A 21,372-nucleotide genomic window follows, 5' to 3' on the forward strand; every position below is an offset into this window, starting at 1 on the left:
GCTCCCGCCGCCTCGCTTCTCACGACGCCGTGAGAGAAAGTGAGCCCCCATTGAGCGCCCCCGCGTCCCCACCGAGCCGCTCCTTCAGAGCCGTCGCGCCCGTCATCGCGCTGTGCTGGCTGGCCGTGTTCTTCGACGGCATGGACGTCAACATCTACGGCGCCGTCATGCCGCACCTGCTCGACGACCCCGGTCTCGGTTTCTCCCCCGGCACCGCGGGCACGGTCGGCAGCTGGACCACCTTCGGGATGCTGATCGGCGCGCTCGCCGCCGGGACCCTCACCGACTGGCTGGGCCGCAAACCGCTGGTGACCGGCAGCGTCCTGCTGTTCTCGCTGGGCTCCGCGCTGTGCGCCGTGGCTCCCGGGGCGGCCGTGTTCGGCGCCGGGCGGTTCCTGTCCGGGCTGGGACTCGGCGGACTGATGCCGATCGGACTGGCCATCGTCGCCGAGTTCGCGCCGCCGCGCCGGGCGGCGCTGGCCACCGGCCTGATGATGACGTCGTACCACGCCGGCGGCATGGCGGCGACGGGCATCGGCCTCGCCGTGGCCCCCGAGCACGGCTGGCGCTGGGTCTTCTGGGCGGGCGTGCTGCCCGCCGTCGTCGCCGTGCCGCTGGTGCTGAAGTGGCTGCCCGAGTCGCCGGGCGTGCTGTTCGCCAAGGGACGCGCCGAGCAGGCGTACGCGATCGCCGACCGCTACGGCCTCGACCGGCCCGGCGCCACCGAGGCGCCGCAGGCCGGCGCCAAGGGACGCATGGCCGCCATCGGCGCACTCTTCGCACCGGGCGCCCGCTGGGCGACCCCGCTGCTGTGGATCGCGTCCTTCGCGGGCCTGCTCCTGGTCTACGGCGTCTCCACCTGGCTGCCGGAACTCATGCGCGCCTCCGGCTACTCCCTGTCCTCGTCGGTCACCTTCCTGATGGTGATCAACGCGGGCGGCATCCTCGGCATGCTGGTCGCCGGCCGTACCGCCGACCGGTTCGGGCCGGTGCGGGTCTCGGCGATCTGGTTCCTGCTCACCGCCGTCGGCACGTTCCTGCTGCGGGCCGAGCTCCCGCTGGGCGTGGCGTACGCCGTCGTCTTCATCACCGGCGTCTGGCTGTTCAGCGCGCAGGTGATGGTCTACGCGGCCACCGCGCGGGTGTACGCGCCCGGTGAGCGCGCCACCGGGCTCGGCTGGGTGACCGGCGTGGGCCGCACGGGCGCGGTCGTGGGGCCCTGGCTCGGCGGCGCGGTGATCGCGGGCGGCGACGCGGGGGTCGGCTTCACCACGTTCGCCGTGACCGCCGTGCTCGGTGCCGCGGCCATCACGCTGGTGCCGCTGGCCGGCCGTGCCCGGCGACGCCCGGCCACGGGTCACCGCACCGCGCTCGCGGGCGCCGCGGACTGACGCCCCGGGGCGCCGTACGACCCCGTACGGCGCCCCGGGCGGCGTCACGCGCCGGTCCGCCGCGCCTCAGGCGGAGGGGCGCAGGGGCGGGACCGCGGGGACCTCCGGGGCGTTGTCGATGTCCTCGGCGGTGAGCCGGAACCGCTCGGGGTAGGCGTCGCGCCGTGTGCGCCGGGCGGGCTCGGTGGTGCGCCAGGTGTAGCGGCAGCGGCGGCACTGCAGGACGTCCCAGACACCGGGGACGGGCGAGGAGTGCAGGGTGTCCACGGTGTCGAAGGCGCAGCGGGGGCAGTGGGTCATCGGGGATCTCCTTCGTGACTGCGGTGACGGACTCCGGGGCCGGTCAGCGGCGGTTCTCCGCCAGGAGCCGCTGGAGCCTGGCGATCCACTCCCCCGTCTCGGGGAGGTCCTTGACCGGGGTGGAGAAGTTGCCGCGCCGGTCGGGGTGCACGGGGGTGGTCGCGTCGATGATCATCTTGCTGGTCACGCCGGCGGGCTGCGCGGCGGGCGCCAGTTCGACGACGGAGAGGTTGGGCACGATCACCACGTCCTCGGACGGGTTGACCTTCGACGACACCGCCCACATCACCTGCGGCAGGTCGAACGGGTCCACGTCCTCGTCGACGACGATGACGGTGGTGATGTAGCCGAGTCCGTGCGGGGTGGTCATGGCCCGCATGGCGACGGCCTTGGCGAAGCCGCCGTACCGCTTCCGGGTGGAGACGATGGCCAGCAGGCCGTGCGTGTACATGGCGTTGACGGCCTGGACCTCGGGGAACTCGGCGCGCAGCTGCTTGAGCAGCGGCACGCAGGTGTTCGGCCCCACCAGGTAGTCGCACTCGGTCCACGGCATGCCCAGGTACAGGGACTCGAAGACCGGCCTGGTGCGGTGGGAGACGCGGTCGACACGGATGACGGGCATCCGGCGGCCGCCGGAGTAGTGGCCGGTGAACTCGCCGAAGGGACCCTCGATCTGCCGGCTGCGGCTCTCGACGACTCCCTCGATGACGACCTCGGACCCCCAGGGCACGTCGAAGCCGGTGAGCGGGGCGGTGGCGATGGGGGCGGGGGCGCCGCGCAGGGCGCCCGCCATCTCGTACTCGCTCTGGTCGTAGCCCAGGGGCATGCCGGCGACGATGGCCATCACCGGGTCGTTGCCGAGGGTGATGGCGACCGGCAGGTCCTCGCCCTTCTCCTCCGCCTTGCCCAGGTGCAGGGCGATGTCGTGCACGGGGACGGGCTGCATGGCCAGCCGGTCGCGGCCGATGACCTGCAGGCGGTAGGTGCCGACGTTCTGCTTGCCGAAGTGGCCGGGGTCCTCGGGGTCGCGGGAGACCACGGCGGCCTTGTCGAGGTAGAAGCCGCCGTCGCCGTCGTTGAGGCGGAACAGCGGCAGGACGGAGAAGAGGTCGACGTCGTCGCCCTCCTGGGTGTTCTCCCGCCACGGGGCGTCCTCGCGGCGCTCGGGCGCCACGGGGAAGGCGTCCCAGCGCCGGGCGAACTCCGCCACCTGTTCCTTGACCGGGGTGTGCTTGGGCAGGCCGAGGGCGAGCGCGTGGTTGGCCCAGGAGCCGTGCACGTTCAGGGCGATGCGGGCGTCGGTGAAGCCCTTGACGTTGTCGAACCACAGGGCGGGCGCGCCCTCGCCGATGCGGCCGGCGGCGTTGGCGGCCGCCGCCAGGTCGGGTTCGGGCAGGACTTCCTCGCCGATGCGCAGCAACTGGCCTTCGGCCTCCAGCGTGCGGAGGAAACTGCGCAGATCGTCGTGGGGCATGGGAACTCCAGGGGTGTCGTGAGGAGCTGGGGGGACGCGGGCGCGAAAGGGGCCGCGGGGCGGTCGTCAGGGCGCGGGCCGGAGGGACCGTGCGGCGCGCATGCCCTGCCACCGCCTGGCGGCGGGCGCGGGCAGGTCGAACTGGTCCAGGACGCGGGCGACGACGTGGTCGACGATGTCGTCCACGGACTCGGGGTGGTTGTAGAACGCCGGCATGGGCGGCACCATCCGCACGCCCATGCGGGCGAGCGCGAGCATGTTCTCCAGGTGGATCTCGCTCAGCGGCGTCTCGCGCGGGACCAGGACGAGCCGGCGGCCCTCTTTGAGCACCACGTCCGCGGCGCGGCCGACCAGGCCGTCGGCGTAACCGGCGCGGATGCCCGCCAGCGTCTTCATCGAGCAGGGCACGACCACCATGCCGTCGGTGCGGAAGGACCCGGACGAGATCACCGCGCCCTGGTCCTCGGGCCGGTGCACGACGTCGGCCAGCGCGCCCACCGCGTCCGCCGACAGGCCGGTCTCCAGTTCGATCGTGGTGCGCGCCCAGCGGCTGAGCACGAGATGGGTCTCCACCTCCGGCAGCTCCGCCAGGTTCTGCAGGAACCGGACACCGAGGACGGCTCCGGTCGCTCCGGTCATCCCCACGACCAGCCTCATATGTCGGCTCCCTTCCGCATTCACGCTGCTGACCTGCACCGACGCCTCCACGTTAGGAGCGTGGAAGTGGTCGCCCGCGGTACGCTCGGGACTTGTCATGGGAAGAAACGGACAGTCTGCGGAACGGCCGGTGATCCGGGAGCTGGAGTTCCGCCGTACGGCCGGGTCCCCGCCGGGACTGGAGCTGGTGGCGCTGGCGGGACTGGCCGAACGCGCCCTCCGGCACGGCAACGACCCGTACGCGCCGCTGCGGCCCGCCTTCCACCAGCTCGTCGCGGTGCGCTCCGGCGGCCTCACCGTGTCCGTGGACTTCACCACCCACGCCCTGGCGGCCGGGGACTGGCTGTGGATCCGTCCCGGGCAGGTGCAGCGCTGGGGCCGGGACCTGCCGGAGGCCGACGGCGTGGTGGTCGCCTTCCCGCCGGGTTTCCCCGACACGGCCACGGCCGCCGCGGTCCTGGCCGATCCGCTGTTCCCCGAGGGCCCGGTCAGCCCGGCCGGCCCGGACGCGGAGGGGCTGCGCCGCGCGCTCGGCCATCTGCGCTACGAGTACGACGCGTTGGCGGAACTGCCGCTGGAGTCGCACGTCCGGGTGGTCCGGCACCTGCTGGCGGTGCTGCTGCTGCGGCTGGCGAAGGCGCGCGGCACCCGTCCGGGGGCGCCGGTCCCGAACGACACGTTCCGCCGGTTCCACGCGGCGGTGGAACGGGACTTCGCCGGCACGCGCCGGGTGGAGGACTACGCGGCGGCCCTGGGCTACAGCCGGCGCACGCTGACCCGCGCCACGGAGGCGGCGACCGGGATGTCCGCCAAGCGCTACATCGACGAACGGGTGATCCTGGAGGCCAAGCGGGAGCTCGCGCACAGTCCCCTGCCGGCGGGCGCCATCGCGGCCCGGCTGGGGTTCCGCGACTCCAGCGACTTCACCAAGTTCTTCCGGCAGCGCACGGGGACGACCCCGGCGGCGTTCCGCAGGGCGGCGCGCGGCGCGTGAGGAGCCGAGCCGCCGGGACCGGAGGCGGGGACCGGCGGCTGCGGCCGGACCGCCCTCACGCACGAACCCCGCCCCGGGTGTCCGGGGCGGGGTTCGTCGCTGGAGCGCCGGGCAGGCCTTGCACCTGCATCTCCCCGCAGGAAGCGGGGCGTCTTTCCTTGGACCACCAACGCACTGTCCGGAGCCGGGAGTTCCGGCGCCGTGAACGAGATCAACCATAGCGCACGCGTTCGGCGTTCCGCCAATTGGCCGAATCGGCCGCACGGGTGGGGCCGCGCCGTGGCGGCGCGCGCGGGGGGACGGGCCGGGTGAGGATCGGTGGATGGGTGTCGTAGTGCCGGTCCTCTTCGCGCTGCTCGCCGCGTTCAGCAACGCGCTGGCCACGGTGTTGCAGCGGCGTGCCGCGCTGAGCGTGCCGCAGACCCGGGGGTTTCGCGCGGGCCTCGTCGCCGACCTGGCGCGCAGGCCGGTGTGGCTCGGCGGAATGCTGGCGGTCGTGGTCGCCGGCGCGGGGCAGGCGGCGGCGCTGGCGACCGGCCCGCTGTCGCTGGTCCAGCCGCTGTTCGTGCTGGAACTCCCCCTGGCGCTGCTGCTGGCCTCGCTGATGACCCGGCGCGAACTGCCCGCGGCGCTGTGGGCGGCCGTGGCCGCGGTGGTCTGCGGGCTCGGCCTGGCGCTGGTCGCGGCGGCGCCGTCCGGCGAGGACACGCACGTGTCCACCGCGCGCTGGCTCCCGGCGCTGGCGGCCTGCGCCGCGGCGGCCGTCCTGTCGGCCGGCGCCGGGCTGAGACGGCCGCCGGGCAAGGCGCGGGCCGGGTGCCTCGGCGCGGCCACCGCGGTCTGCTACGCGCTGACGGCGGCTCTGCTGAAGGACGCCATGCAGGCGTGGGACACCGGCGGCGTGGCCGGTTTCCTGACCGCCTGGCAGACGTACGCGTTCGCCGCGGCCGGCGTCTGTGCCGTGCTGCTGCTGGAGCACGCCATGCAGGGCGGCCCCCTGGTCGCCTCCCAGCCCGCCCTCACCCTGGGGGACGCGACGGTGAGCCTGCTGCTCGGCGTGCTGCTCTACCGGGAGCACCTGCGGGCCGGCTGGTGGCTCCTGCCGCAGGCCCTCGGTGTCGCGCTGGTCGTCGCGGGCGTCCTGACCCTGGCGCGGCGGGGGTTCGACCTGAGAACCGGACGGTGAGCAGTCCCGCGGCGACGTCGGCGCGAGCCGGCGGACGACCGCGGGGAGAACCCGGGAGAACGATCCTCGCATTGGCATGGACCTGACCGGCCGCCACCGCTAAGCTCCGCGCAAGTTCCTGTGAGAACGCTCGCACCTCGCGGTTGTTCCGCCCCCACCTTGCTGGAACGACGAAGGGCAACTCCCATGAGACGCACCCGACTCAAGCACGTCGGCCTGGCCGTCCTCCTGGTCCTGAGCGGCTGGACCGCGGCCGGCGCCCTGCCGGCCGCGGCGAGCGACTCCCCCGCTCCCGCCGCGTCGACGCCGCCCGCCTCCGCCGGCCTGCTGCGGGCGATGCAGCGGGACCTCGGCCTGACGCCGGATCAGGCCGAGGCCCGGCTGGCCGCCGAGCGCCGCGCCACCGGCCTGCTGCCCGAGGCGCGCCGGGCGGCCGGGGCCGCCTACGCCGGCTCGTGGTTCGACGCCGGCAGCGGCGGGCTCACCGTCGCCGTCACCTCCGACGCCGCCCCCGCGACGGTCCGGGCCGTCCGGTCCACCGGCGCGCAGGTGCGGACCGTCGAGCACAGCGCGCGCCGGCTGGACGCGGCCAAGGCGCGCATCGACCGGCTGCGCGCGCCCTCGGGCGTCAGCAGCTGGCACGTCGATCCGGCCGCCAACGCGGTGGTGGTCGACGTCGTCGACGGCGAGCGGGCCGACAACGATGTCCGTCGGTTCCTCGCCGAGGCGCGCGAGGCCGGTCCGGTCACCGTGCGGACGGTGCCGTCCGCCCCGCGCACCTTCGCGGCGGGCACGGTGGGCGGCGACCCGTACTACACGGGCAACGCCCGCTGCTCCATCGGTTTCTCGGTCCACGGCGGCTTCGTCACCGCCGGGCACTGCGGCCGGGCGGGCGCGGGGGTCAGCGGCTGGGACGGCTCGTACATCGGCACGTTCCAGGGTTCGTCGTTCCCGGACAACGACTACGCCTGGGTCAGCGTGGGCAGCGGCTGGTGGACGGTTCCGGTGGTCCTCGGCTGGGGCACCGTTCCCGACCAGCTGGTGCGCGGCTCGGCCGAGGCGCCGGTCGGGGCCTCGGTCTGCCGCTCCGGTTCCACCACCCACTGGCACTGCGGCACGGTGCTGGCCAAGAACGAGACGGTCAACTACAGCCAGGGCGCGGTGCACCAGATGACGAAGACCAGCGTCTGCGCCGAACCCGGCGACTCGGGCGGCTCCTTCATCAGCGGCGACCAGGCGCAGGGCGTGACCTCCGGCGGCTGGGGCAACTGCTCCGGCGGCGGGGAGACCTGGTTCCAGCCGGTCAACGAGATCCTGGGTCGCTACGGGCTGACCCTGCACACGGCCTGACCCCCCGGGGGTTCCGCCGGCCGCCGGACCGCCGGCGGAACCCTCCCTCCCCCGCCCGTCCCTCTCCGCGGCCGCCTCGTACCGGGCGGTCCGGCGGCCGCGGCGGCCGCCGGCACCGGTCGACGGCTTGCGCCGAACGCTCCACGGCGCCTCGATCCGCAGGCCGGCCGGCCCATCCGTCACACCGTCGAAACCAACTTTTGAGGCTTTTGAGGATAAACGGGGGATTCGTGGCCGATGCACGGTTCGACGGGCCTTCATGGAGGAACTCGTTCCTGGACTGCGAGATCGGTCACGTGCCGTCACCTCACGCATTGCGGAACCGGTCCGGGGCACTTTCTCTGAGAAGACGCACGCCACACGGCGTCAGAACGGAGGCCGCGATGCTGTCCCACGCCCTGGAGCATGGTGTCCTGGTCGTCACGGTGGACCAGGACCCCGGAATCGGCGGACGCGCCGAACTCTCCACCCGTATCACCCAACTGGTCGGCGCCCACGCGCCGACTCCCGTCGTCATCGTCCTCGGCGAAGCGGCCTCCAGCGACGCGGCGGTGAGTGCCGTGCTCCGGGCCCATCGGCTGTGCGCCCGTCTGGGCGTGCTGATGTCCGTGGTCGCGCACAGCGCCCCGATACGGCGGCTGCTGGAGGGCAACGCCGACGACCTCTGCCCCCGTCTGGTCGTCCACGCCCGCGTCGACACCGCCATCAGCACGACCTTCGCCGCCGCGGCCTGAGCGGCCGGGCCGCGGGGACGGGTCAGTCGACGATCACGGCCGCGTGCGCGGCCGGCGCCGTCCCGGCGAGCGCGCCGCCGAAGTTGTCCTCGACCTCCGCCCGCTCCGCCGCGTTCGGGTAGGGGTTCGTGCAGGCGGTGCCGGCGCTGGAGCCGGACATCAGGCTGGAGCAGGGCCCGGGCTTGCGGTCCGGCAGACCCAGGATGTGCCCCAGTTCGTGGGACGAGATGCGGACCGTGTCGTAGCCCTGGCCGACGGCCTGCCGTCCGATGTACACGGTGCCGTTGCCGAGGGTGGTGGGCAGGGCGCGGGGCCAGCCGTTGTCCGCCAGGACGCGGATGTTGGCGCGCTGTCCGGCCGCGACCGGCCGCAGTTCGACGGCGTCGACGCTCTCGTTCCAGATGGCGGCGCCCCGGTCCACCGCGGACCTGAACTCCGCCGCGCCGCTCGCGTCGTAGGTGAGGACCCGGGCCGCCAGGGCGTGGTCCCCGGCGGCCGCGGCGTGGCCTCCGGTCAGGGTCAGGGCCACCGTCAGGGCGGCGGCGCCCAGACCGCCGGTCAGTCTGCGGACGTGCATGGTCGACCTCCTCGTGGGGAAAGGCAGTCGTGCACATGACATGAACATCGAGGGGTTTCCTGCCCAGCCGCGGCAGACGCCAATCCGTCGTTCCGGGTGACGGTACGACGCCGTGGGACCCGCCTTCGGCGGCCGGCGCGGCGAGGCCCGGCGCCGGACCGGGACGAACCGGCGGTCCCCGCCGGGGCCGGCCGGACATGCGGTCCGCCTCCACCGGCGAAGCGACGGCTCCCGCGCCGTGCGGCCGGAGCACGGGGCCGCCGCGCGGGAGGGCGCCGGCTCCGGCGACGGGGAACCGGCCGGGACCGGCGTGAATCCGCACGGCTGTCCCCCCTTCCGGCGGGCACTCGGAGGAGGTACGCCGTCCACAGGGAGGGGAAGCCGTGCTCGCGGTCGCTGTCCTGCTGCTGCCCGGATTGGGGTTGTTGCTGTTCGTCATGACCCGCCTGGAGGACCGGCTCCTGCGGGACGGCGGATCGCCCCGGTCGCCCCACCGGGGCCATCTGCGGCTCCTGCCCGGTGGCAGGAGCGCACCGGCCCGGGAGGCCGCCGTGAGCGGGCCCCGCGCGCAGCGCGGGCGGCACGCCGCCTGAGCCGCCGCCCCGGCAGCCGGGTCCCCCGGCCCCCGCCGGAGCCGGGCCGGTCAGTACAGCTTGTCGACGGCGGTGACGGTGGTCCGCCGGAAGTCGGCGACCCGGGCGTCCTCGAAGGTGCCCATCTGCCCCCACTGGACGACGGTCACGGTCCTGTCGTCCCGTCCGACCGAGAACAGATGGATGTCGGAGGACCCCCATGCGGAGGCGGTGTGCAGGCCGTAGACGTGGGCGCCCTCCTCCACGTTCAGCCCGCCGTAGGACTTCACCGTCGCCGTGAGGTCCGGGTCCTGCTTCATCAGCTTCTTCGCGCAGTCGGCGAGGTCCTTGCGCAGCAGGGCCGCGAAGTCCCGGGCGCGCTGCCGGTCCCGCTCCACCACGGTGACCTGCAGGGCGCCGGTGTCGTACTCGGTCCGGTACGGGCGGTGGGTGGCGGTGGACGGCAGCGCCTCGCCCGCGCAGACCGGCAGCGGGTCCGGCTGTCCGGCGGTGACCGGCCCCGCGTACCAGGGGGAGGCCGGGTGCGGCGGCAGCTCGCCCGGTTCCAGGAACCGGGGGGTGCCGGAGTCCGCCGTGTCGGCGGTCGCGGGGACGGCGGCCACGGCGACACCGGCGGCGGCCGCCAGCACGGCCACGGTGGCGCGGATTCCTCGAGCTCGTACGTTCATGCGGTGTCTCCCCTTGTGGGCAGGCGCGGTGTGCGCGCCGTGGTGCGGCGTGCCCGGAGCGCCGGGCGCGGCCGGGTCCGACGCCCGGCGCCGCGCGGTCCAGCGCTCCTTGCACCCGGTACGACCCGCCGCGGCCGGCTTTCGTTGCCCTCTCCCTCCGCCACGGTTCCGTCCCGGATGTCACCGGCGCGCAACAGCGGCGGGGCGCATCGGCGCCCGGCGGCCACGGCCTTCTCCCCGCGGGGCTTCGTATGTCCCGGGACGCCGTCCGGGCAGGTGACGGGGGAGCCCGCCCGGGGCGGGCGTGCCACGATGGGCGAGGGCCTGTAGGTGCGGTCGGGTGTGGAGGCGGAGCATGGACTGGCGGTCGTTCGCGGAGCAGATGGCCTCCCTGGCCCGGGATCTCCTGGCCCAGGAGACGGTGAGCGCCACGCTGGAACGGATCACCGACTCGGCGGTGCGGCTGGTCGAGGGCTGCGAGGCGGCCGGCATCCTCGTCCTGAACGGCGACCGGGTGCAGTCGCTGGCGCCCACGCACCAGTTCGTGGTCGACAGCGACCGGCTGCAGGAGCAGCTGCGCGAGGGACCGTGCTTCGACCTGGCGCGGCCCGGCCCGGACGAACGCGTCTTCCGCATCCCCGACTTCACCGAGCAGGCAAAGCGCTGGCCGACCTACGTGCCCCGCGCCCGCGACCTCGGGATGGGCAGCATGATGGGGTTCCTGCTCTACACCCGGGAGGAGGAACTGGGCTCGCTGAACCTCTACTCCCGCAAGCCCGGCACCTTCACCGAGTCCAGCGAGACGGCGGGCTGGCTGCTGGCCTCCCACGCGGCGGTGGCCTTCTCCAGCGCCCGCGCCGACGCCCAGCTGCGCGAGGCCCTCGACACCCGGCACACCATCGGGGAGGCGATGGGCATCCTGATGGGCCGGTACCGGATCAGCGAGGAGGAGGCCTTCGACCTGCTGCGCACCCAGTCCCAGAAGACCAACACCAAGCTGCGGGAGGTGGCACGGCGCGTCTGCGAGACCGGCAGTCCGGTGCCCTGAGGGGCGCGGACGGCGGTCCTCCCGGCTCATGGGCAGAACCGGGAGGACCTGGCCGGGACAGCCCCCGGGGTACGCCGCTGCACCCGGCCTGGTCACGGGGTTCCCTGTTCACGCGGCCTGAGACGTCCCCCCGCGGCGGCCGGCCCGGCGATCCGCGGGCGGCCCGTCCGCCCGGTGCGCGGCGCCCCGGAGCGTTCCGCCGCCCCGGGTCGGCCGGGTCACACCGCGTGTCCCTGTGCCCTGAGCCAGTCGTGGACGGTGTCCTTGTCCGACGGGGTGATCCGGACGTCCGCCCCGACCCAGGGGCCCTCGTCCTCGTTGAAGGCCGTGTCCGTGACCCGGGCGGTGACCCACGTGGCCAGGTCCTCGGCGGCCCGGTCCGACAGGGAGCCGCGCTCCCAGCCGGTGCGCGCCTCACGGGCCGCGGCGCTGTCGTGCCGTTCGGTCTCCGCCAGCCAGGCCGCCACCAGCCGCTCGACGGTACGGCGCTCCCCGGACGGTGTCCGCTGCTGCTTGTCCTCGCTGTTCATGCCGCACGAGTGCCCCGGATCCGGCCGGCACGCGCACCCGGGCGGACCTGTGTCGGCGGGGGCGCGCCGGGTACCCGAGGGGCACCGGCAAGTGTTCCGAGCGGTCGTCCCAGGCGGCCGGCGAAGGGGGCAACGATGACGCAGCACGCCGACGACAACGCTTTCGACCAGCGCGCCGGCGTTCCCGAGCTCCGCCTGGCGGCGGGCGGTCCCGCGCCCGTCCCCCGGCACGACGTGACGGGCGGGGATCTGCCCCTCGACCGCAACCAGGCGATCCTGGAGGCGGCCAAGCAGGTGGGGGCGATCCTGAAGCGGCAGGGGCACGCGTTCGCGCTGGCGGGCAGCGTCGCCGTGTACGCCCACGGCGGCATCCAGAACCTCCAGCACGACGTCGACTTCTGCATCCGCCCCGAGGACGCGGCCGCCGTCGCCGACACCCTGCGCGAGGCGGGCCTGACGGTGTACACGCCTCCGGAGGACTGGCTGCTGAAGGCCACCTGCCTGGGACAGCAGGTGGACCTCATCTTCGAGCTGGCGCACCAGCCCGTCACGACGGAGCTGCTGGCACGGGCCGAGGAGCTGTCGGTGGACTCGGTGCTGATGCCGGTGCTGGCGCCGACCGACCTGATGCACAGTCTGCTGGCCGCCTTCTCGGAGCACCACTGCGACTTCGGAGCGGTCCTCCCGATCGCCCGCACGCTGCGGGAGAAGATCGACTGGGGCGAGGTGCGCCGCTCCTGCGGGGACGCCCCGATGCCCGCGGCGTTCTTCTTCATGCTGGAGCGACTGGAGATCATTGCGCCGAAGGAGGAACAGCGATGACCGACCCGGTAGCCCACCAGGGGCCCGCGGCGGGCGACGCCCCGCCCGCCGCGCACGTCGAGTACCGCGTCGCCCATCTCCAGGACCGGCTCGCCGCGGAGGAACTCGGCGAGCTGGGCGTACGGACCGAGATGCGGGCCGGGGCCGTCGTGGTGAGCGGCACGGTGCCCTCGGCGCGGTGCCGCGAGACCCTGTTGCGGATCGTCGGTGAGGAGCTGGCCGGGATCACCGTGCACAGCGACATCGTGGTGGCGGAGACGACCCGCCCCGATCGTGCGGAGGAGCTGTGATGGTCCGCGTCGCCGCCGTGGGAGACATCCACATGGGGCCCGACAGCCAGGGGCTGCTGCGGCCCGCGTTCGACACCCTGTCCGACTGTGCCGATCTGCTGCTGCTCGCCGGGGACCTCACCCGGCACGGCACCCCGGAGGAGGCACGGGTGGTGGCGCAGGAGGTGCGCGGCCTGCCCGTGCCGGTCGTGGCGGTGCTCGGCAACCACGACCACCACGACGAACAGCCGGAGAAGGTCGCCGACATCCTCCGGGACGCCGATGTGACGGTCCTGGAGGGCGGGGCGACCGTCGTGGAGTGCGACGGCGCACGCGTCGGCGTGGCCGGCACCAAGGGGTTCGGCGGCGGGTTCGTCGGCCGCTGCGCGGGGGAGTTCGGCGAGCCGCTGATGAAGGAGTTCGTCCGCTCCACCCGGCGCAGCGCGGACGGTCTGCGCACCGCGCTGGAGGAGCTGGACCGGGAGGGCTGCGACGTGCGGGTCGCCCTCACGCACTTCTCCCCCGTGGCCGACACCCTCGCCGGTGAGCCGCTGGAGATCTACCCCTTCCTCGGCAGCTATCTGCTCGCCGAGGCGATCGACACGGCCGGCGCGGACCTCGCCGTGCACGGCCACGCCCACATGGGCACGGAGCACGGGATGACGGCCGGCGGCGTACGGGTGCGCAACGTGGCGCAGCCGGTCATCCGCCGCGCGTTCAGCGTGTACCGGTTGCACACCGCCGCCGACTGACCGGCGCGGGGGCCGTCAGAGCCGGCCGGGTTCTCCCGTCGTGCGCCCCAGGTAGGTGACCGGCCCCGGGTCCGGCACCTCGATCTCGTGGAAGCCGAGGCGGTCGTAGAAGGCTCTGGCCGGGGTGTTGGCCGTCGCCATCCCCAGGTGGACGGCCGGCACCCCGGCGTCCCGCAGCGCCCGCAGGAACGTCCGCATCAGCGCCCGGCCGTGTCCGCGGCCCTGCCACTCGGGCAGCAGGTCGATGTGCAGATGGGCCGGATACGCGGCCAGTTGCGGCAGGACCATCCGCTCGGGGCGGTGCAGCAGCACGCTCATCGCCTCGTCCGGCGTGCCCGGCGGGCCGTCCGGTTCCGGATAGCGGCCGGCGACCCGGGGCAGCCACTTCGCGCGGAACGCCTCGACGAAGCGGGGCGTGTCGGCGGTGCCGAGGATGTAGCCGACCGCCCGCCCCTGCCCGTCGTCCAGGACGAAGGCCAGCTCAGGCTCCAGGTGGACGTACGGCGCCGCGAAGATCACGGGGAGGATGCCGGGGTCCGCGTAGTGCGGGCGGCTGTCGCGGCCGTTGTGTCCGGTGCGGATGCAGATGTCGTCCAGGGCCTCTCGGTCCCCGGGGCGGTACGGGCGCACGGCGGGAGACGAAGTCACCGGGACATCCTGCTCTCCTGGGAGCGCTCTCACAAGATTGCGGGGCGGTTCCCCGCCCACGGGTGTCTCCCGCGGGCGGGGTGGGCGGGCGGGGGTCAGGCGGCGTGCAGGGCGGTGTGCAGGACGGTGGCGGCCTGGGCGATGGCGGCCCGGGCGGCGTGGGTGTCGCGCAGGGCGTCGAGCATGACGAAGTCGTGGATGACGCCCTGGTAGCGCACGGCGGTGACGGGTACGCCGGCGGCGCGGAGCTTGGCGGCGTAGGCCTCGCCCTCGTCGCGCAGGACGTCGGCCTCGGCGGTGATGACCAGGGCCGGGGGCAGGCCGGTGAGCTGTTCGGTGGTGGCGCGCAGGGGGGAGGCGGTGATCCGGGCGCGCTCGGCCCGGTCGGTGGTGTACTGGTCCCAGAACCACTGCATGGCGTCGCGGCGCAGGAAGTAGCCTTCGGCGAACTGGTGGTAGGAGGCGGTGTCGAAGCTCGCGTCGGTGACGGGGTAGAACAGGACCTGCTGCACCAGGGGCACGTCGCCGCGTTCCTTGGCCATCAGGGTCAAGGCGGCGCTCATGTTGCCGCCGACGGAGTCGCCGGCGACCGCGATGCGGGCGGCGTCGAGGTTCCTGGCGGCGCCCTCGCGCACGATCCACCGGGCGACGGTGTAGTTCTGCTCGATGGCGATGGGGTAGCGGGCCTCGGGCGAGAGGTCGTACTCGGGGAAGACCACGGCGGCGTGGGCGCCGGTGGCCAGTTCGCGCACCAGGCGGTCGTGGGTGTGGGCGTTGCCGAACACCCAGCCCGCTCCGTGGATGTAGAGGACGACGGGCAGGGTGCCCGTGGCGCCGGCGGGGCGGACGATGCGGGCCCGCACGCTGCCCGTCGGGCCGCCCTCGACGGTGATCCACTCCTCGTCGACAGCCGGCTTGGCGATCTGGCCGGACTGCACCTCGTCGACCGCCTTGCGGCCCTCGACCGGGCCCAGGTCGAACAGGTAGGGCGGGTTCGCGGTCGCCTCGGCGAACGCCCGCGCGGCAGGCTCCAGCACGGGGCGGACGGCGGCGGTGGTGTCGGTGGTGTCGGTCATCGCGATCTCCTCGGATCGGGCGCCGCGGCAGGTTCCCGGCGGGATTTCGCCGGGAGGGGCGGCACGGCCGAAACAGTAGCGCTCGATTAGATAGCGCGCAACTAATTTGGGTTCTACAGAATCGAGGACGCTCGGCCGGTAGGGTGGTGAGCGCCGTGCCCAGGACGCAGACCAGGAGTGGTGCGTGAACCCGACCGTCCCCGAACCGCCCGAGGGGTCGCTGCTCCTGGACGACCAGCTCTGCTTCGCCCTGTACGCGGCCTCCCGGGCGGTGACGGCCCGTTACCGCCCGCTGCTGGACGAGCTGGGCCTGACCTACCCCCAGTACCTGGTCATGCTGGTGCTGTGGGAGCAGGACTCGATCTCCGTCCGTGATCTGGGCGCGGCCCTCCAGCTGGAGTCCAGCACCCTCTCCCCGCTGCTCAAACGGCTGGAGGCGGCCGGCCTGCTGCGCCGTGAACGCCGCCCGGACGACGAGCGCTCGGTGGCCCTGCGCCTCACCGACGCCGGAATCCGGCTCCGGGACCGGGCCCGCGCGGTGCCCGCCGCCATCGGCGACGCGATGGGACTCACCCCGGAACAGGACGCGGCGGCCAAGCACCTCCTGCGGCTGATCACCGCCAACGTCTCCGGGGGCTGACCCGGGCCGGCGGGCCGCCGCACCACGGGACCGCCACGGGCGCGGGCGCCGATTGGCGCCGGCCGGGCGGGGAACCCGGGGAGCCGCTGGGGGGCCCGCAGGGCCTGTAGGGCACGACACCTCCTGGAGAGCGTCATGAGTCTTCTGCGTGTGGCCGGCCGCCCCATGCTGGCCTCGATGTTCGTCGCCGGCGGCATGAACTCGCTGCGCAGCCCCGAGGGCGTGGCACCGGTCGCCGAGCCCGTCGTACGTCCCGTCGTCGAACGCCTCGGCGTGCTGGTCGACCGCCCGGAGCAGCTGGTACGGCTCAACGGCGCCGTGCAGGTGGCGGCCGGCGTCCTGCTCGGCCTCGGACGCGTGCCGCGCCTGTCGGCCCTGGCGCTCGCCGCGACGCTGCTGCCCACCACCCTGGCGGGCCACCGCTTCTGGGAGGCGGAGGACCCCGCCGAACGCGCCCAGCAGCGCGTCCACTTCCTCAAGAACCTGTCCATGCTGGGCGGCCTGCTGATCACGGCCGACGACACCGGCAGCGCGCCGTCCGTGCTGTGGCGGAGCCGCCACGCGGCCCAGGACCTGCGCCGGGACGCGCGGCTGGTGCGCCGCTCGGTCCGCGCGACGGCCCGCCCCATGGCGGCGGCGGGCGGCGTCAGGGCCAAGCTGGGCGGCTGAGCGTCGCCGGCCGGGGGCGCTTTCCCGCGGAGCTGCCCGCGTCGTGCCCCGAGGCGGCCGCCGCGAGGCACGACGCGGGACACGACCGCCGCCGGGTTTTTGCGAGGGGCGAGGCGGGACGTGCCCGGAAGGGAGTAGCCGAAGGGGCGTGGGAGGGCGGCGTGTGGTCGGGTGGCCACAGGTGGCCGGTGCTCCCGCGCAGTCGTGCGGCACGGCCAGGCCCCGGACGGCCGGCCGGCCGGGGCGGGGGGACTCGACGCTCGTGGCGAGTCGATCCGGGACCGCCACGACCTGGCTGGAGGTGAAGGACATGGGACACGGAGGAAACGTCATCGACGAACTGGTGACCGATCACCGGGAGGTCGAGGAACTCTTCGGCAGGATCGAGGCGCTGGCGCCCGGTCACACGGACCGCAAGATGTACGCCGACCAGGTCACGATGGAGCTGATCCGGCACTCCGTGGCGGAGGAGGAGTACCTCTACCCGGCCGTGCGCGAGCACGTGCCGGACGGGGACGCCCTGGCCGACAAGGAGCTGGAGGACCACGCCAGGGCCGAGCAGATCATGAAGGACCTGGAGAGCTGCGGGGCGGACGATCCGGAGTTCGACCGGCTCGTCGGCATGCTGATGAGCGAGATCCGCTCGCACGTGGCCGACGAGGAGGGGAACCTCTTCCCGATGCTGCGCAACGCCTGTTCCCCGGAGGCGCTCGACGAACTGGGCGACAAGGTCCGGCAAGCGAAGAAGACGGCGCCGACCCGGCCGCACCCGGCCGCTCCGGACAAGCCTCCGGCGAACAAGATGCTGGCGCCGGGCGCCGGGCTGGTGGACCGGATGCGCGACGCGCTGACGGGCCGCGGCAAGCAGGGCTGACCCCACGCCCGTCACGGCCCGGCCCCCGCACCCCGCCCGACGGGCCCGTCGCCACGGCGACGGGCCTCCCCTGCCGCACGCCCGCCGCCCGGGCCCCGCCTCACGGGCCCGCTCGCAGCAGCTCCCGCACGGCCCGGACCGCGTCCCGGGGCGTGACCTCGTCCGGGCGGACACGGCCGGGCACGGGGCGGTCGCGGGCGCCCGGGTCCGCGTCCCGGCCGCCCGGGTCGCCGAGGAGGACCGCGGGGACCCGGTAGGGGATCCGGCGCCCGGCCGGCACCGCCGGCGGGAACAGCGACACGACCGGCGTACCGACCGCCGCCGCGAGCTGGGCGGGACCGGTGCCGCCGGCGACGAGGACGTCGGCGCACCGCAGCACACCGGCCAGCGTCCGAGAGCTCGTACGACCCCCCAGGTCGACGGCCGTGTCACCGCTGACGCGGCGGGTCAGGGCGGCCTCCTCGGGCCCGCCGGTGACGACGACGCGGTGACCGGCGTCGGCGAGCAGGGCGACCGTCTCCGCGCAGCGGCCGGGGTCCCAGGCGTGGGCCGGCCACCCGGCCCCGGGGTGGACGACGACGTACGGGCCGTTGCCGGTCAGGGGCGCGGTGTCGGGGGCCGGCAGGACGCGCAGCCGCCCGTCGTCGCCGGGCCTGAGGGAGAAGCCCAGGGCGGCGGCCGCGTCGAGGGCCTCCTCGGCCTCGTGCCGCCCCGGCGGACACCGGCGGCGGACGTCGAACAGGTCCCCGTCGTGCTCCACGGGCTGCGCGGGGTCCGGGCCGCCGGCGCCGACGCGGCGCACCCCGGCCGCCCGCAGCAGCCGTGCCGTGGGCAGCGGGTCCCGGCCGCCGGGGGCGAGGACGAGGGCGACGTCGTGCCCGTCGTCGCGCAGGCGCCGCAGCACGCTCCCGGTGTCCGTGCCGGCCGCGGGCGGGCCGGCCCCCTCCCCCGGGGCCCCGGACGTCCCGGGGGGTTCGCCGGATCCGAGGCCGTCCCACACCACGACGTCGTCGACGTGCGGCAGCAGCCCGGCGGCGGGCGCGCCCCGGGCGCCGCAGAGCAGCGTCACACGGGCGGCCCGGGTGGCCACCGCCCGCACGGCGGGGCCGGCCAGCAGGACGGGCCCGAGACCGCCCGGGCAGGCGACGAGCGCCTTCACCCGGACCGGCCCCCGCCGCCGCGCCCCACGGCCGCCGGGGCGCGGCCGGGCCCGGCCAGGAAGGCGGCGACGGTGCGCTCGAGGCCCTCCTGCCAGGTCACCTTCGGCACCCAGCCGAAGAGCTCGCGGGCGAAGCCGGTGGCGGGCCGGGGCGGTGGAGGCCCGCCGGCCGCCCCGTCGGCGAGCGCCGGCGAACCGGAGCCGGTCAGCGCGGCGATCCGGCGGGCCAGCTGCGCGACCGTCGGCCCGTCGTCGCCGCCGAGGTCGACCGGGCGCACCGACCGGCCGGCGGCCAGCAGCAGCACCCCGTCGGCCACGTCGTCGACGTAGCACAGGGGCAGCGTCCGGTCACCGTCGCCGGCGACGGTGACCGGTCCGCCGGACAGCGCCTGTCCCAGGAGGGTGGAGACCGTCCGGCCGTCGTCCGTCCGCATCCGGGGCCCGCAGGTGGCGAACACGCGCACGATCCCGGCGTTGCTGCCGCCGGCCGCGTGGGCGGCGACCAGGGCCTCGGAGAACCGCGTGGCCTCGGCGTAGGCGCTATACGGGCCGACCGGATCGCCGTCGCCCGCCCGGTCCCCGGCGCGGGCCTCGGGCGAGGAGACGAGCAGGAAGCGGGCGCCGTCCCGGTCGGCGACGGCCAGCGCGTTGCGGGTACCGAGGCTGCCCGCGTCGAGGGCCTCCCGGGGCCGGCCCGTCGCGTCGGCCGGCGCGGTGGGCCCGGCCAGGTGCAGGACGAGGTCGTACGGGCCGGTGAGGGCCTCCTCGCGACCGGGGGCCGGGGCGTCACGGGCGCCGTGGATGTCTCGGATGTCGCGGATGTCGCGTTCCAGGAACCGGAATCCCGGGCGGTCCGAGAGGGGGGCCACGTTCCCGGCCCGCCCGGTGGAGAGGTCGTCCAGGCAGTCGACTTCGGCTCCTGAATCCAGCAGGCGTGCGCACAGATGCGAACCGAGGAAGCCCGCCCCGCCGGTCACCAGGGCCCGGTTCCAGGAAAGTCGCGCACCGGCGTCCGCGGGGAACGTCGTCGTCGGCGTCATGGGACGGCCTTCCTTCCCCTGGGGGGACGTCGACTCCCCCCAGGGGGCGTCGACGACGGCTGAGAAGCGCCGAGAACGGGCCGACGGGTTCCCCGCCGAGCCGCTTTCACTCCTCGACGCCTGCTCCGCCCCGCCGCCGGGCCGGCGGATCCCCTCGCGGACGGTGCGGCTGTGGGCACCGTCACGCCCGCCGGACCCCGGCACCACCGCGACGGAAGCTGTGATCAAGCACACTCGGCGCGCCAAATGCCGCGGACGGGCGGGCTCTTGCCTCCGGTGCGAGGGGGCGGGAGGGCCGGGCCGGCCTCGACTCGGCGGTCCCTTCTGCCACCATGGTCCGCGCCGTCTCCCGGCTCCGCGGGGCCGCCGCGCAGCGCAGCCGGCGTTCCGCCCCTCTTCCTTCCCCCTTCTCCGTCGGAGTTTCCCGACTCGTCTTCGAGTGGCGCACTGTGTCTTCCTCCCCCTCCCCTGCCCTGCCCGCCCCTGCGCCCGATCCGGCCCCGCCGCCGCCCGCGGCCGCCTCCCGCTCGCCCTGGCGGTCCCTCCGGCACCGCAGCATGCGCTGGTGGTCCTTCGCGAACTTCGTGTCGAACGCCGGTACGTGGATGCAGCTCACGGTGCAGAACCTGCTCGTCCTGCAGATCACCGGGTCCGCCGCCGCGACGGGGCTGTCGCTGTCCGTGCAGGCCGCGCCCGCGCTGCTCATCAGCCTCTTCGGCGGTGCCGCCGTCGACCGCTGGCCCCGCAGGGTGACGGCCGCCGTCAGCCAGGTCCTGCTCGGCGCGATCGCGTTCGCCACGGCCGTGCTGGTGGCGCTGGACCGGCTCGACATGACCTCGCTGATGGTGCTGGCCGCCGTGACCGGCGTCGTCGCCACGGTCGACGGACCGGCGTGCGCCCTGCTGGGCAACGACCTCGTCCCCGTGGCGGACGTGCCGTCCGCCATCGGGGTGGGCGCCCTGGTGCACCAGGCGGGGCGCCTCGTGGGCACCGCGCTGGCGGGCGTGACGGTCGGTTTCCTCGGCACGGCCGCGGCGTACGCCGCCAACGGGCTGTCGTTCCTGTTCGTGGCCTCGGTCATCCCGTTCCTGCGCCCGGCCCCCGGGGCGGCCCGGGGGGCCGCGGCCGGCGGGCGGGCGCGCGCGGAACAGGACATGACCGTGCGGGAGGGCCTGGTGTTCTTCGCCCGCCGGCCCCGGCTGCTGGCGCTGGCCGGGATCACCGGGGTCAGCGCGGTCTTCGGCCGGAACTACGGGCTCACCCTGGCCGTGCTCGTCACCGGGCCGCTGGCGGGCGGTGCCGGGGCGTTCGGGACGGTGTCCACGGTGCTCGCCGCCGGCGGCATCCTCGGCGCTCTCCTCGGCGCCCGGATGCGCCGGCCCTCCGTGCGGCTCGTGGGGCTGCTCGCGGCCTCGGGCGCGCTCCTGCAGGTGGTGGCCGGACTGTCGCCGTCGCTGGCCGTGCTGCTGGCGCTGGTGCTGCCGATGGCCGTGGTGGAGTCCGTCTCCGACACCGCCGGGCGGGCGGTCCTGCAGACCGACCCGCCCGCCCGGCTGCGGGGGCGCGTGCTCGGCGTGTGGGGCAGCATCGGCACGGTCTGGAACCTCGGCGGCCCCCCGGCGCTCGGCCTCCTGATGGAGCTGGCCGGCGCCCGCGGCGCCCTGGTGGCCGGCGGCCTGGTCGTCGCCGGCGCGATCGGCGCGGGCCACTTCCTGCGGGGACGCCGGACACCGGCGCCGACGGTGCCCCTGGGCACGCAGGAGGGGGACCTCCCCGGGAAGGCGGCCCTGAGCACGGCCGCGTGAGCGGGGCCGGGCCGGACACGGCTCGGCCCCCTTCGCGCGCCGGGCCGGACACGGCTCGGCCCCGTCCGCGCGGCGGGCCGGGACCGGGTGCCGGAGCCGGCCGACTGCCCGGGCGG

At 75.1% G+C, this 21,372-nt stretch carries 24 protein-coding genes; 14 read left to right on the forward strand and 10 right to left on the reverse strand.

Annotated features, from left to right (window positions below; genetic code table 11):
* Window positions 1–50 precede the first annotated feature (50 nt).
* Window positions 51–1,391: an MFS transporter gene (locus tag ABD363_RS21850; protein ID WP_344606176.1), complete on the forward strand. Its 1,341-nt coding sequence runs from the start codon at window positions 51–53 to the stop codon at window positions 1,389–1,391.
* 66 nt (window positions 1,392–1,457) lie between these two features.
* Here ABD363_RS21850 and ABD363_RS21855 read toward each other — a convergent pair whose 3' ends face one another.
* From ABD363_RS21855 to ABD363_RS21865, 3 genes are all read right to left on the reverse strand, one after another.
* On the reverse strand, window positions 1,458–1,691 hold the full coding sequence (locus ABD363_RS21855; protein ID WP_344606178.1) for a non-oxidative hydroxyarylic acid decarboxylases subunit D: 234 nt from the start codon (window positions 1,689–1,691) through the stop codon (window positions 1,458–1,460).
* A gap of 43 nt (window positions 1,692–1,734) precedes the next feature.
* Complete coding sequence (locus ABD363_RS21860) at window positions 1,735–3,165, reverse strand: non-oxidative hydroxyarylic acid decarboxylases subunit C (RefSeq protein WP_344606180.1); 1,431 nt, start codon at window positions 3,163–3,165, stop codon at window positions 1,735–1,737.
* 66 nt (window positions 3,166–3,231) lie between these two features.
* Window positions 3,232–3,822, reverse strand: coding sequence for a non-oxidative hydroxyarylic acid decarboxylases subunit B (locus ABD363_RS21865; RefSeq protein ID WP_344606182.1), 591 nt, complete (start codon window positions 3,820–3,822; stop codon window positions 3,232–3,234).
* A 130-nt stretch (window positions 3,823–3,952) separates the two neighbouring features.
* Here ABD363_RS21865 and ABD363_RS21870 point away from each other — a divergent pair, with 130 nt between their 5' ends.
* The 4 genes from ABD363_RS21870 (at window position 3,953) to ABD363_RS21885 (ending at window position 8,086) form a co-directional block, all read left to right on the forward strand.
* On the forward strand, window positions 3,953–4,816 hold the full coding sequence (locus ABD363_RS21870; protein ID WP_344606184.1) for an AraC family transcriptional regulator: 864 nt from the start codon (window positions 3,953–3,955) through the stop codon (window positions 4,814–4,816).
* A gap of 322 nt (window positions 4,817–5,138) precedes the next feature.
* Window positions 5,139–6,002 (forward strand): DMT family transporter, encoded by an 864-nt coding sequence (locus tag ABD363_RS21875; protein WP_344606186.1) that lies wholly within the window; start codon window positions 5,139–5,141, stop codon window positions 6,000–6,002.
* Between the two features lie 186 nt (window positions 6,003–6,188).
* Window positions 6,189–7,352 (forward strand): S1 family peptidase, encoded by a 1,164-nt coding sequence (locus ABD363_RS21880; protein WP_344606188.1) that lies wholly within the window; start codon window positions 6,189–6,191, stop codon window positions 7,350–7,352.
* 383 nt (window positions 7,353–7,735) lie between these two features.
* A complete protein-coding gene (locus ABD363_RS21885) occupies window positions 7,736–8,086 on the forward strand; it encodes a hypothetical protein (protein ID WP_344606190.1) in 351 nt (116 codons plus the stop codon).
* Window positions 8,087–8,108: 22 nt separating this feature from the next.
* Here ABD363_RS21885 and ABD363_RS21890 read toward each other — a convergent pair whose 3' ends face one another.
* Window positions 8,109–8,663: a snapalysin family zinc-dependent metalloprotease gene (locus ABD363_RS21890; protein WP_344606192.1), complete on the reverse strand. Its 555-nt coding sequence runs from the start codon at window positions 8,661–8,663 to the stop codon at window positions 8,109–8,111.
* Between the two features lie 383 nt (window positions 8,664–9,046).
* On the opposite strand from ABD363_RS21890, the gene ABD363_RS21895 reads away from it, so the two are divergent.
* Entirely contained in the window at window positions 9,047–9,256 is a 210-nt protein-coding gene (locus tag ABD363_RS21895) for a hypothetical protein (RefSeq protein WP_344606194.1), read from the forward strand.
* Window positions 9,257–9,306: 50 nt separating this feature from the next.
* On the opposite strand, the gene ABD363_RS21900 is transcribed toward ABD363_RS21895, so the two are convergent.
* Window positions 9,307–9,924 (reverse strand): hypothetical protein, encoded by a 618-nt coding sequence (locus tag ABD363_RS21900; RefSeq protein WP_344606196.1) that lies wholly within the window; start codon window positions 9,922–9,924, stop codon window positions 9,307–9,309.
* A gap of 355 nt (window positions 9,925–10,279) precedes the next feature.
* On the opposite strand from ABD363_RS21900, the gene ABD363_RS21905 reads away from it, so the two are divergent.
* Window positions 10,280–10,972: a GAF and ANTAR domain-containing protein gene (locus ABD363_RS21905; RefSeq protein ID WP_344606198.1), complete on the forward strand. Its 693-nt coding sequence runs from the start codon at window positions 10,280–10,282 to the stop codon at window positions 10,970–10,972.
* Between the two features lie 218 nt (window positions 10,973–11,190).
* On the opposite strand, the gene ABD363_RS21910 is transcribed toward ABD363_RS21905, so the two are convergent.
* A complete protein-coding gene (locus ABD363_RS21910; RefSeq protein ID WP_344606200.1) occupies window positions 11,191–11,502 on the reverse strand; it encodes a hypothetical protein in 312 nt (103 codons plus the stop codon).
* Between the two features lie 135 nt (window positions 11,503–11,637).
* Between ABD363_RS21910 and ABD363_RS21915 the strand changes: the two genes are divergently transcribed.
* Genes ABD363_RS21915 through ABD363_RS21925 form a run of 3 tightly spaced genes read left to right on the forward strand, consistent with a single transcriptional unit; the run spans window position 11,638 to window position 13,345 of the window.
* On the forward strand, window positions 11,638–12,324 hold the full coding sequence (locus ABD363_RS21915) for a nucleotidyltransferase family protein (RefSeq protein ID WP_344606202.1): 687 nt from the start codon (window positions 11,638–11,640) through the stop codon (window positions 12,322–12,324).
* Entirely contained in the window at window positions 12,321–12,614 is a 294-nt protein-coding gene (locus ABD363_RS21920; RefSeq protein ID WP_344606204.1) for a BON domain-containing protein, read from the forward strand. The genes ABD363_RS21915 and ABD363_RS21920 overlap by 4 nt, the downstream gene beginning before the upstream one ends.
* On the forward strand, window positions 12,614–13,345 hold the full coding sequence (locus ABD363_RS21925; RefSeq protein WP_344606206.1) for a metallophosphoesterase family protein: 732 nt from the start codon (window positions 12,614–12,616) through the stop codon (window positions 13,343–13,345). The genes ABD363_RS21920 and ABD363_RS21925 overlap by 1 nt, the downstream gene beginning before the upstream one ends.
* 15 nt (window positions 13,346–13,360) lie before the next feature.
* On the opposite strand, the gene ABD363_RS21930 is transcribed toward ABD363_RS21925, so the two are convergent.
* Together ABD363_RS21930 and ABD363_RS21935 are read right to left on the reverse strand one after the other, a co-directional pair.
* Entirely contained in the window at window positions 13,361–13,993 is a 633-nt protein-coding gene (locus ABD363_RS21930) for a GNAT family N-acetyltransferase (protein WP_344606208.1), read from the reverse strand.
* Window positions 13,994–14,088: 95 nt separating this feature from the next.
* Entirely contained in the window at window positions 14,089–15,069 is a 981-nt protein-coding gene (locus ABD363_RS21935; RefSeq protein ID WP_344606210.1) for an alpha/beta hydrolase, read from the reverse strand.
* Window positions 15,070–15,253: 184 nt separating this feature from the next.
* Between ABD363_RS21935 and ABD363_RS21940 the strand changes: the two genes are divergently transcribed.
* The 3 genes from ABD363_RS21940 to ABD363_RS21950 all read left to right on the forward strand — a co-directional run bounded on the left by ABD363_RS21940 (window position 15,254) and on the right by ABD363_RS21950 (window position 17,252).
* Window positions 15,254–15,709: a MarR family winged helix-turn-helix transcriptional regulator gene (locus tag ABD363_RS21940; protein ID WP_344606212.1), complete on the forward strand. Its 456-nt coding sequence runs from the start codon at window positions 15,254–15,256 to the stop codon at window positions 15,707–15,709.
* 135 nt (window positions 15,710–15,844) lie between these two features.
* Window positions 15,845–16,378, forward strand: coding sequence for a DoxX family membrane protein (locus ABD363_RS21945; RefSeq protein ID WP_344606214.1), 534 nt, complete (start codon window positions 15,845–15,847; stop codon window positions 16,376–16,378).
* 310 nt (window positions 16,379–16,688) lie between these two features.
* Window positions 16,689–17,252 (forward strand): hemerythrin domain-containing protein, encoded by a 564-nt coding sequence (locus ABD363_RS21950; protein WP_344606216.1) that lies wholly within the window; start codon window positions 16,689–16,691, stop codon window positions 17,250–17,252.
* A 100-nt stretch (window positions 17,253–17,352) separates the two neighbouring features.
* Here ABD363_RS21950 and ABD363_RS21955 read toward each other — a convergent pair whose 3' ends face one another.
* Together ABD363_RS21955 and ABD363_RS21960 are read right to left on the reverse strand one after the other, a co-directional pair.
* Complete coding sequence (locus ABD363_RS21955) at window positions 17,353–18,411, reverse strand: glycosyltransferase family 9 protein (RefSeq protein ID WP_344606218.1); 1,059 nt, start codon at window positions 18,409–18,411, stop codon at window positions 17,353–17,355.
* Window positions 18,408–19,451 (reverse strand): NAD-dependent epimerase/dehydratase family protein, encoded by a 1,044-nt coding sequence (locus tag ABD363_RS21960; RefSeq protein ID WP_344606220.1) that lies wholly within the window; start codon window positions 19,449–19,451, stop codon window positions 18,408–18,410. The genes ABD363_RS21955 and ABD363_RS21960 overlap by 4 nt, the downstream gene beginning before the upstream one ends.
* A 557-nt stretch (window positions 19,452–20,008) precedes the next feature.
* Here ABD363_RS21960 and ABD363_RS21965 point away from each other — a divergent pair.
* On the forward strand, window positions 20,009–21,256 hold the full coding sequence (locus ABD363_RS21965) for an MFS transporter (RefSeq protein WP_344606222.1): 1,248 nt from the start codon (window positions 20,009–20,011) through the stop codon (window positions 21,254–21,256).
* Window positions 21,257–21,372 lie beyond the last annotated feature (116 nt).

The sequence above is a fragment of the Streptomyces glaucus genome, from assembly GCF_039533365.1.
In the GTDB taxonomy this organism is placed as follows: domain Bacteria; phylum Actinomycetota; class Actinomycetes; order Streptomycetales; family Streptomycetaceae; genus Streptomyces; species Streptomyces glaucus.

Bases quoted from the DNA above. Each gene is read 5' to 3' on its own strand.
- ABD363_RS21920 (WP_344606204.1), top strand. From the start codon at position 12,321: ATGACCGACCCGGTAGCCCACCAGGGGCCCGCGGCGGGCGACGCCCCG.
- ABD363_RS21875 (WP_344606186.1), top strand. From the start codon at position 5,139: ATGGGTGTCGTAGTGCCGGTCCTCTTCGCGCTGCTCGCCGCGTTCAGC.
- ABD363_RS21925 (WP_344606206.1), top strand. From the start codon at position 12,614: ATGGTCCGCGTCGCCGCCGTGGGAGACATCCACATGGGGCCCGACAGC.
- ABD363_RS21945 (WP_344606214.1), top strand. From the start codon at position 15,845: ATGAGTCTTCTGCGTGTGGCCGGCCGCCCCATGCTGGCCTCGATGTTC.
- ABD363_RS21855 (WP_344606178.1), bottom strand. From the start codon at position 1,691: ATGACCCACTGCCCCCGCTGCGCCTTCGACACCGTGGACACCCTGCAC.
- ABD363_RS21905 (WP_344606198.1), top strand. From the start codon at position 10,280: ATGGACTGGCGGTCGTTCGCGGAGCAGATGGCCTCCCTGGCCCGGGAT.
- ABD363_RS21950 (WP_344606216.1), top strand. From the start codon at position 16,689: ATGGGACACGGAGGAAACGTCATCGACGAACTGGTGACCGATCACCGG.
- ABD363_RS21865 (WP_344606182.1), bottom strand. From the start codon at position 3,822: ATGAGGCTGGTCGTGGGGATGACCGGAGCGACCGGAGCCGTCCTCGGT.
- ABD363_RS21910 (WP_344606200.1), bottom strand. From the start codon at position 11,502: ATGAACAGCGAGGACAAGCAGCAGCGGACACCGTCCGGGGAGCGCCGT.
- ABD363_RS21960 (WP_344606220.1), bottom strand. From the start codon at position 19,451: ATGACGCCGACGACGACGTTCCCCGCGGACGCCGGTGCGCGACTTTCC.
- ABD363_RS21885 (WP_344606190.1), top strand. From the start codon at position 7,736: ATGCTGTCCCACGCCCTGGAGCATGGTGTCCTGGTCGTCACGGTGGAC.
- ABD363_RS21915 (WP_344606202.1), top strand. From the start codon at position 11,638: ATGACGCAGCACGCCGACGACAACGCTTTCGACCAGCGCGCCGGCGTT.
- ABD363_RS21900 (WP_344606196.1), bottom strand. From the start codon at position 9,924: ATGAACGTACGAGCTCGAGGAATCCGCGCCACCGTGGCCGTGCTGGCG.
- ABD363_RS21890 (WP_344606192.1), bottom strand. From the start codon at position 8,663: ATGCACGTCCGCAGACTGACCGGCGGTCTGGGCGCCGCCGCCCTGACG.
- ABD363_RS21935 (WP_344606210.1), bottom strand. From the start codon at position 15,069: ATGACCGACACCACCGACACCACCGCCGCCGTCCGCCCCGTGCTGGAG.
- ABD363_RS21860 (WP_344606180.1), bottom strand. From the start codon at position 3,165: ATGCCCCACGACGATCTGCGCAGTTTCCTCCGCACGCTGGAGGCCGAA.
- ABD363_RS21965 (WP_344606222.1), top strand. From the start codon at position 20,009: ATGCGCTGGTGGTCCTTCGCGAACTTCGTGTCGAACGCCGGTACGTGG.
- ABD363_RS21880 (WP_344606188.1), top strand. From the start codon at position 6,189: ATGAGACGCACCCGACTCAAGCACGTCGGCCTGGCCGTCCTCCTGGTC.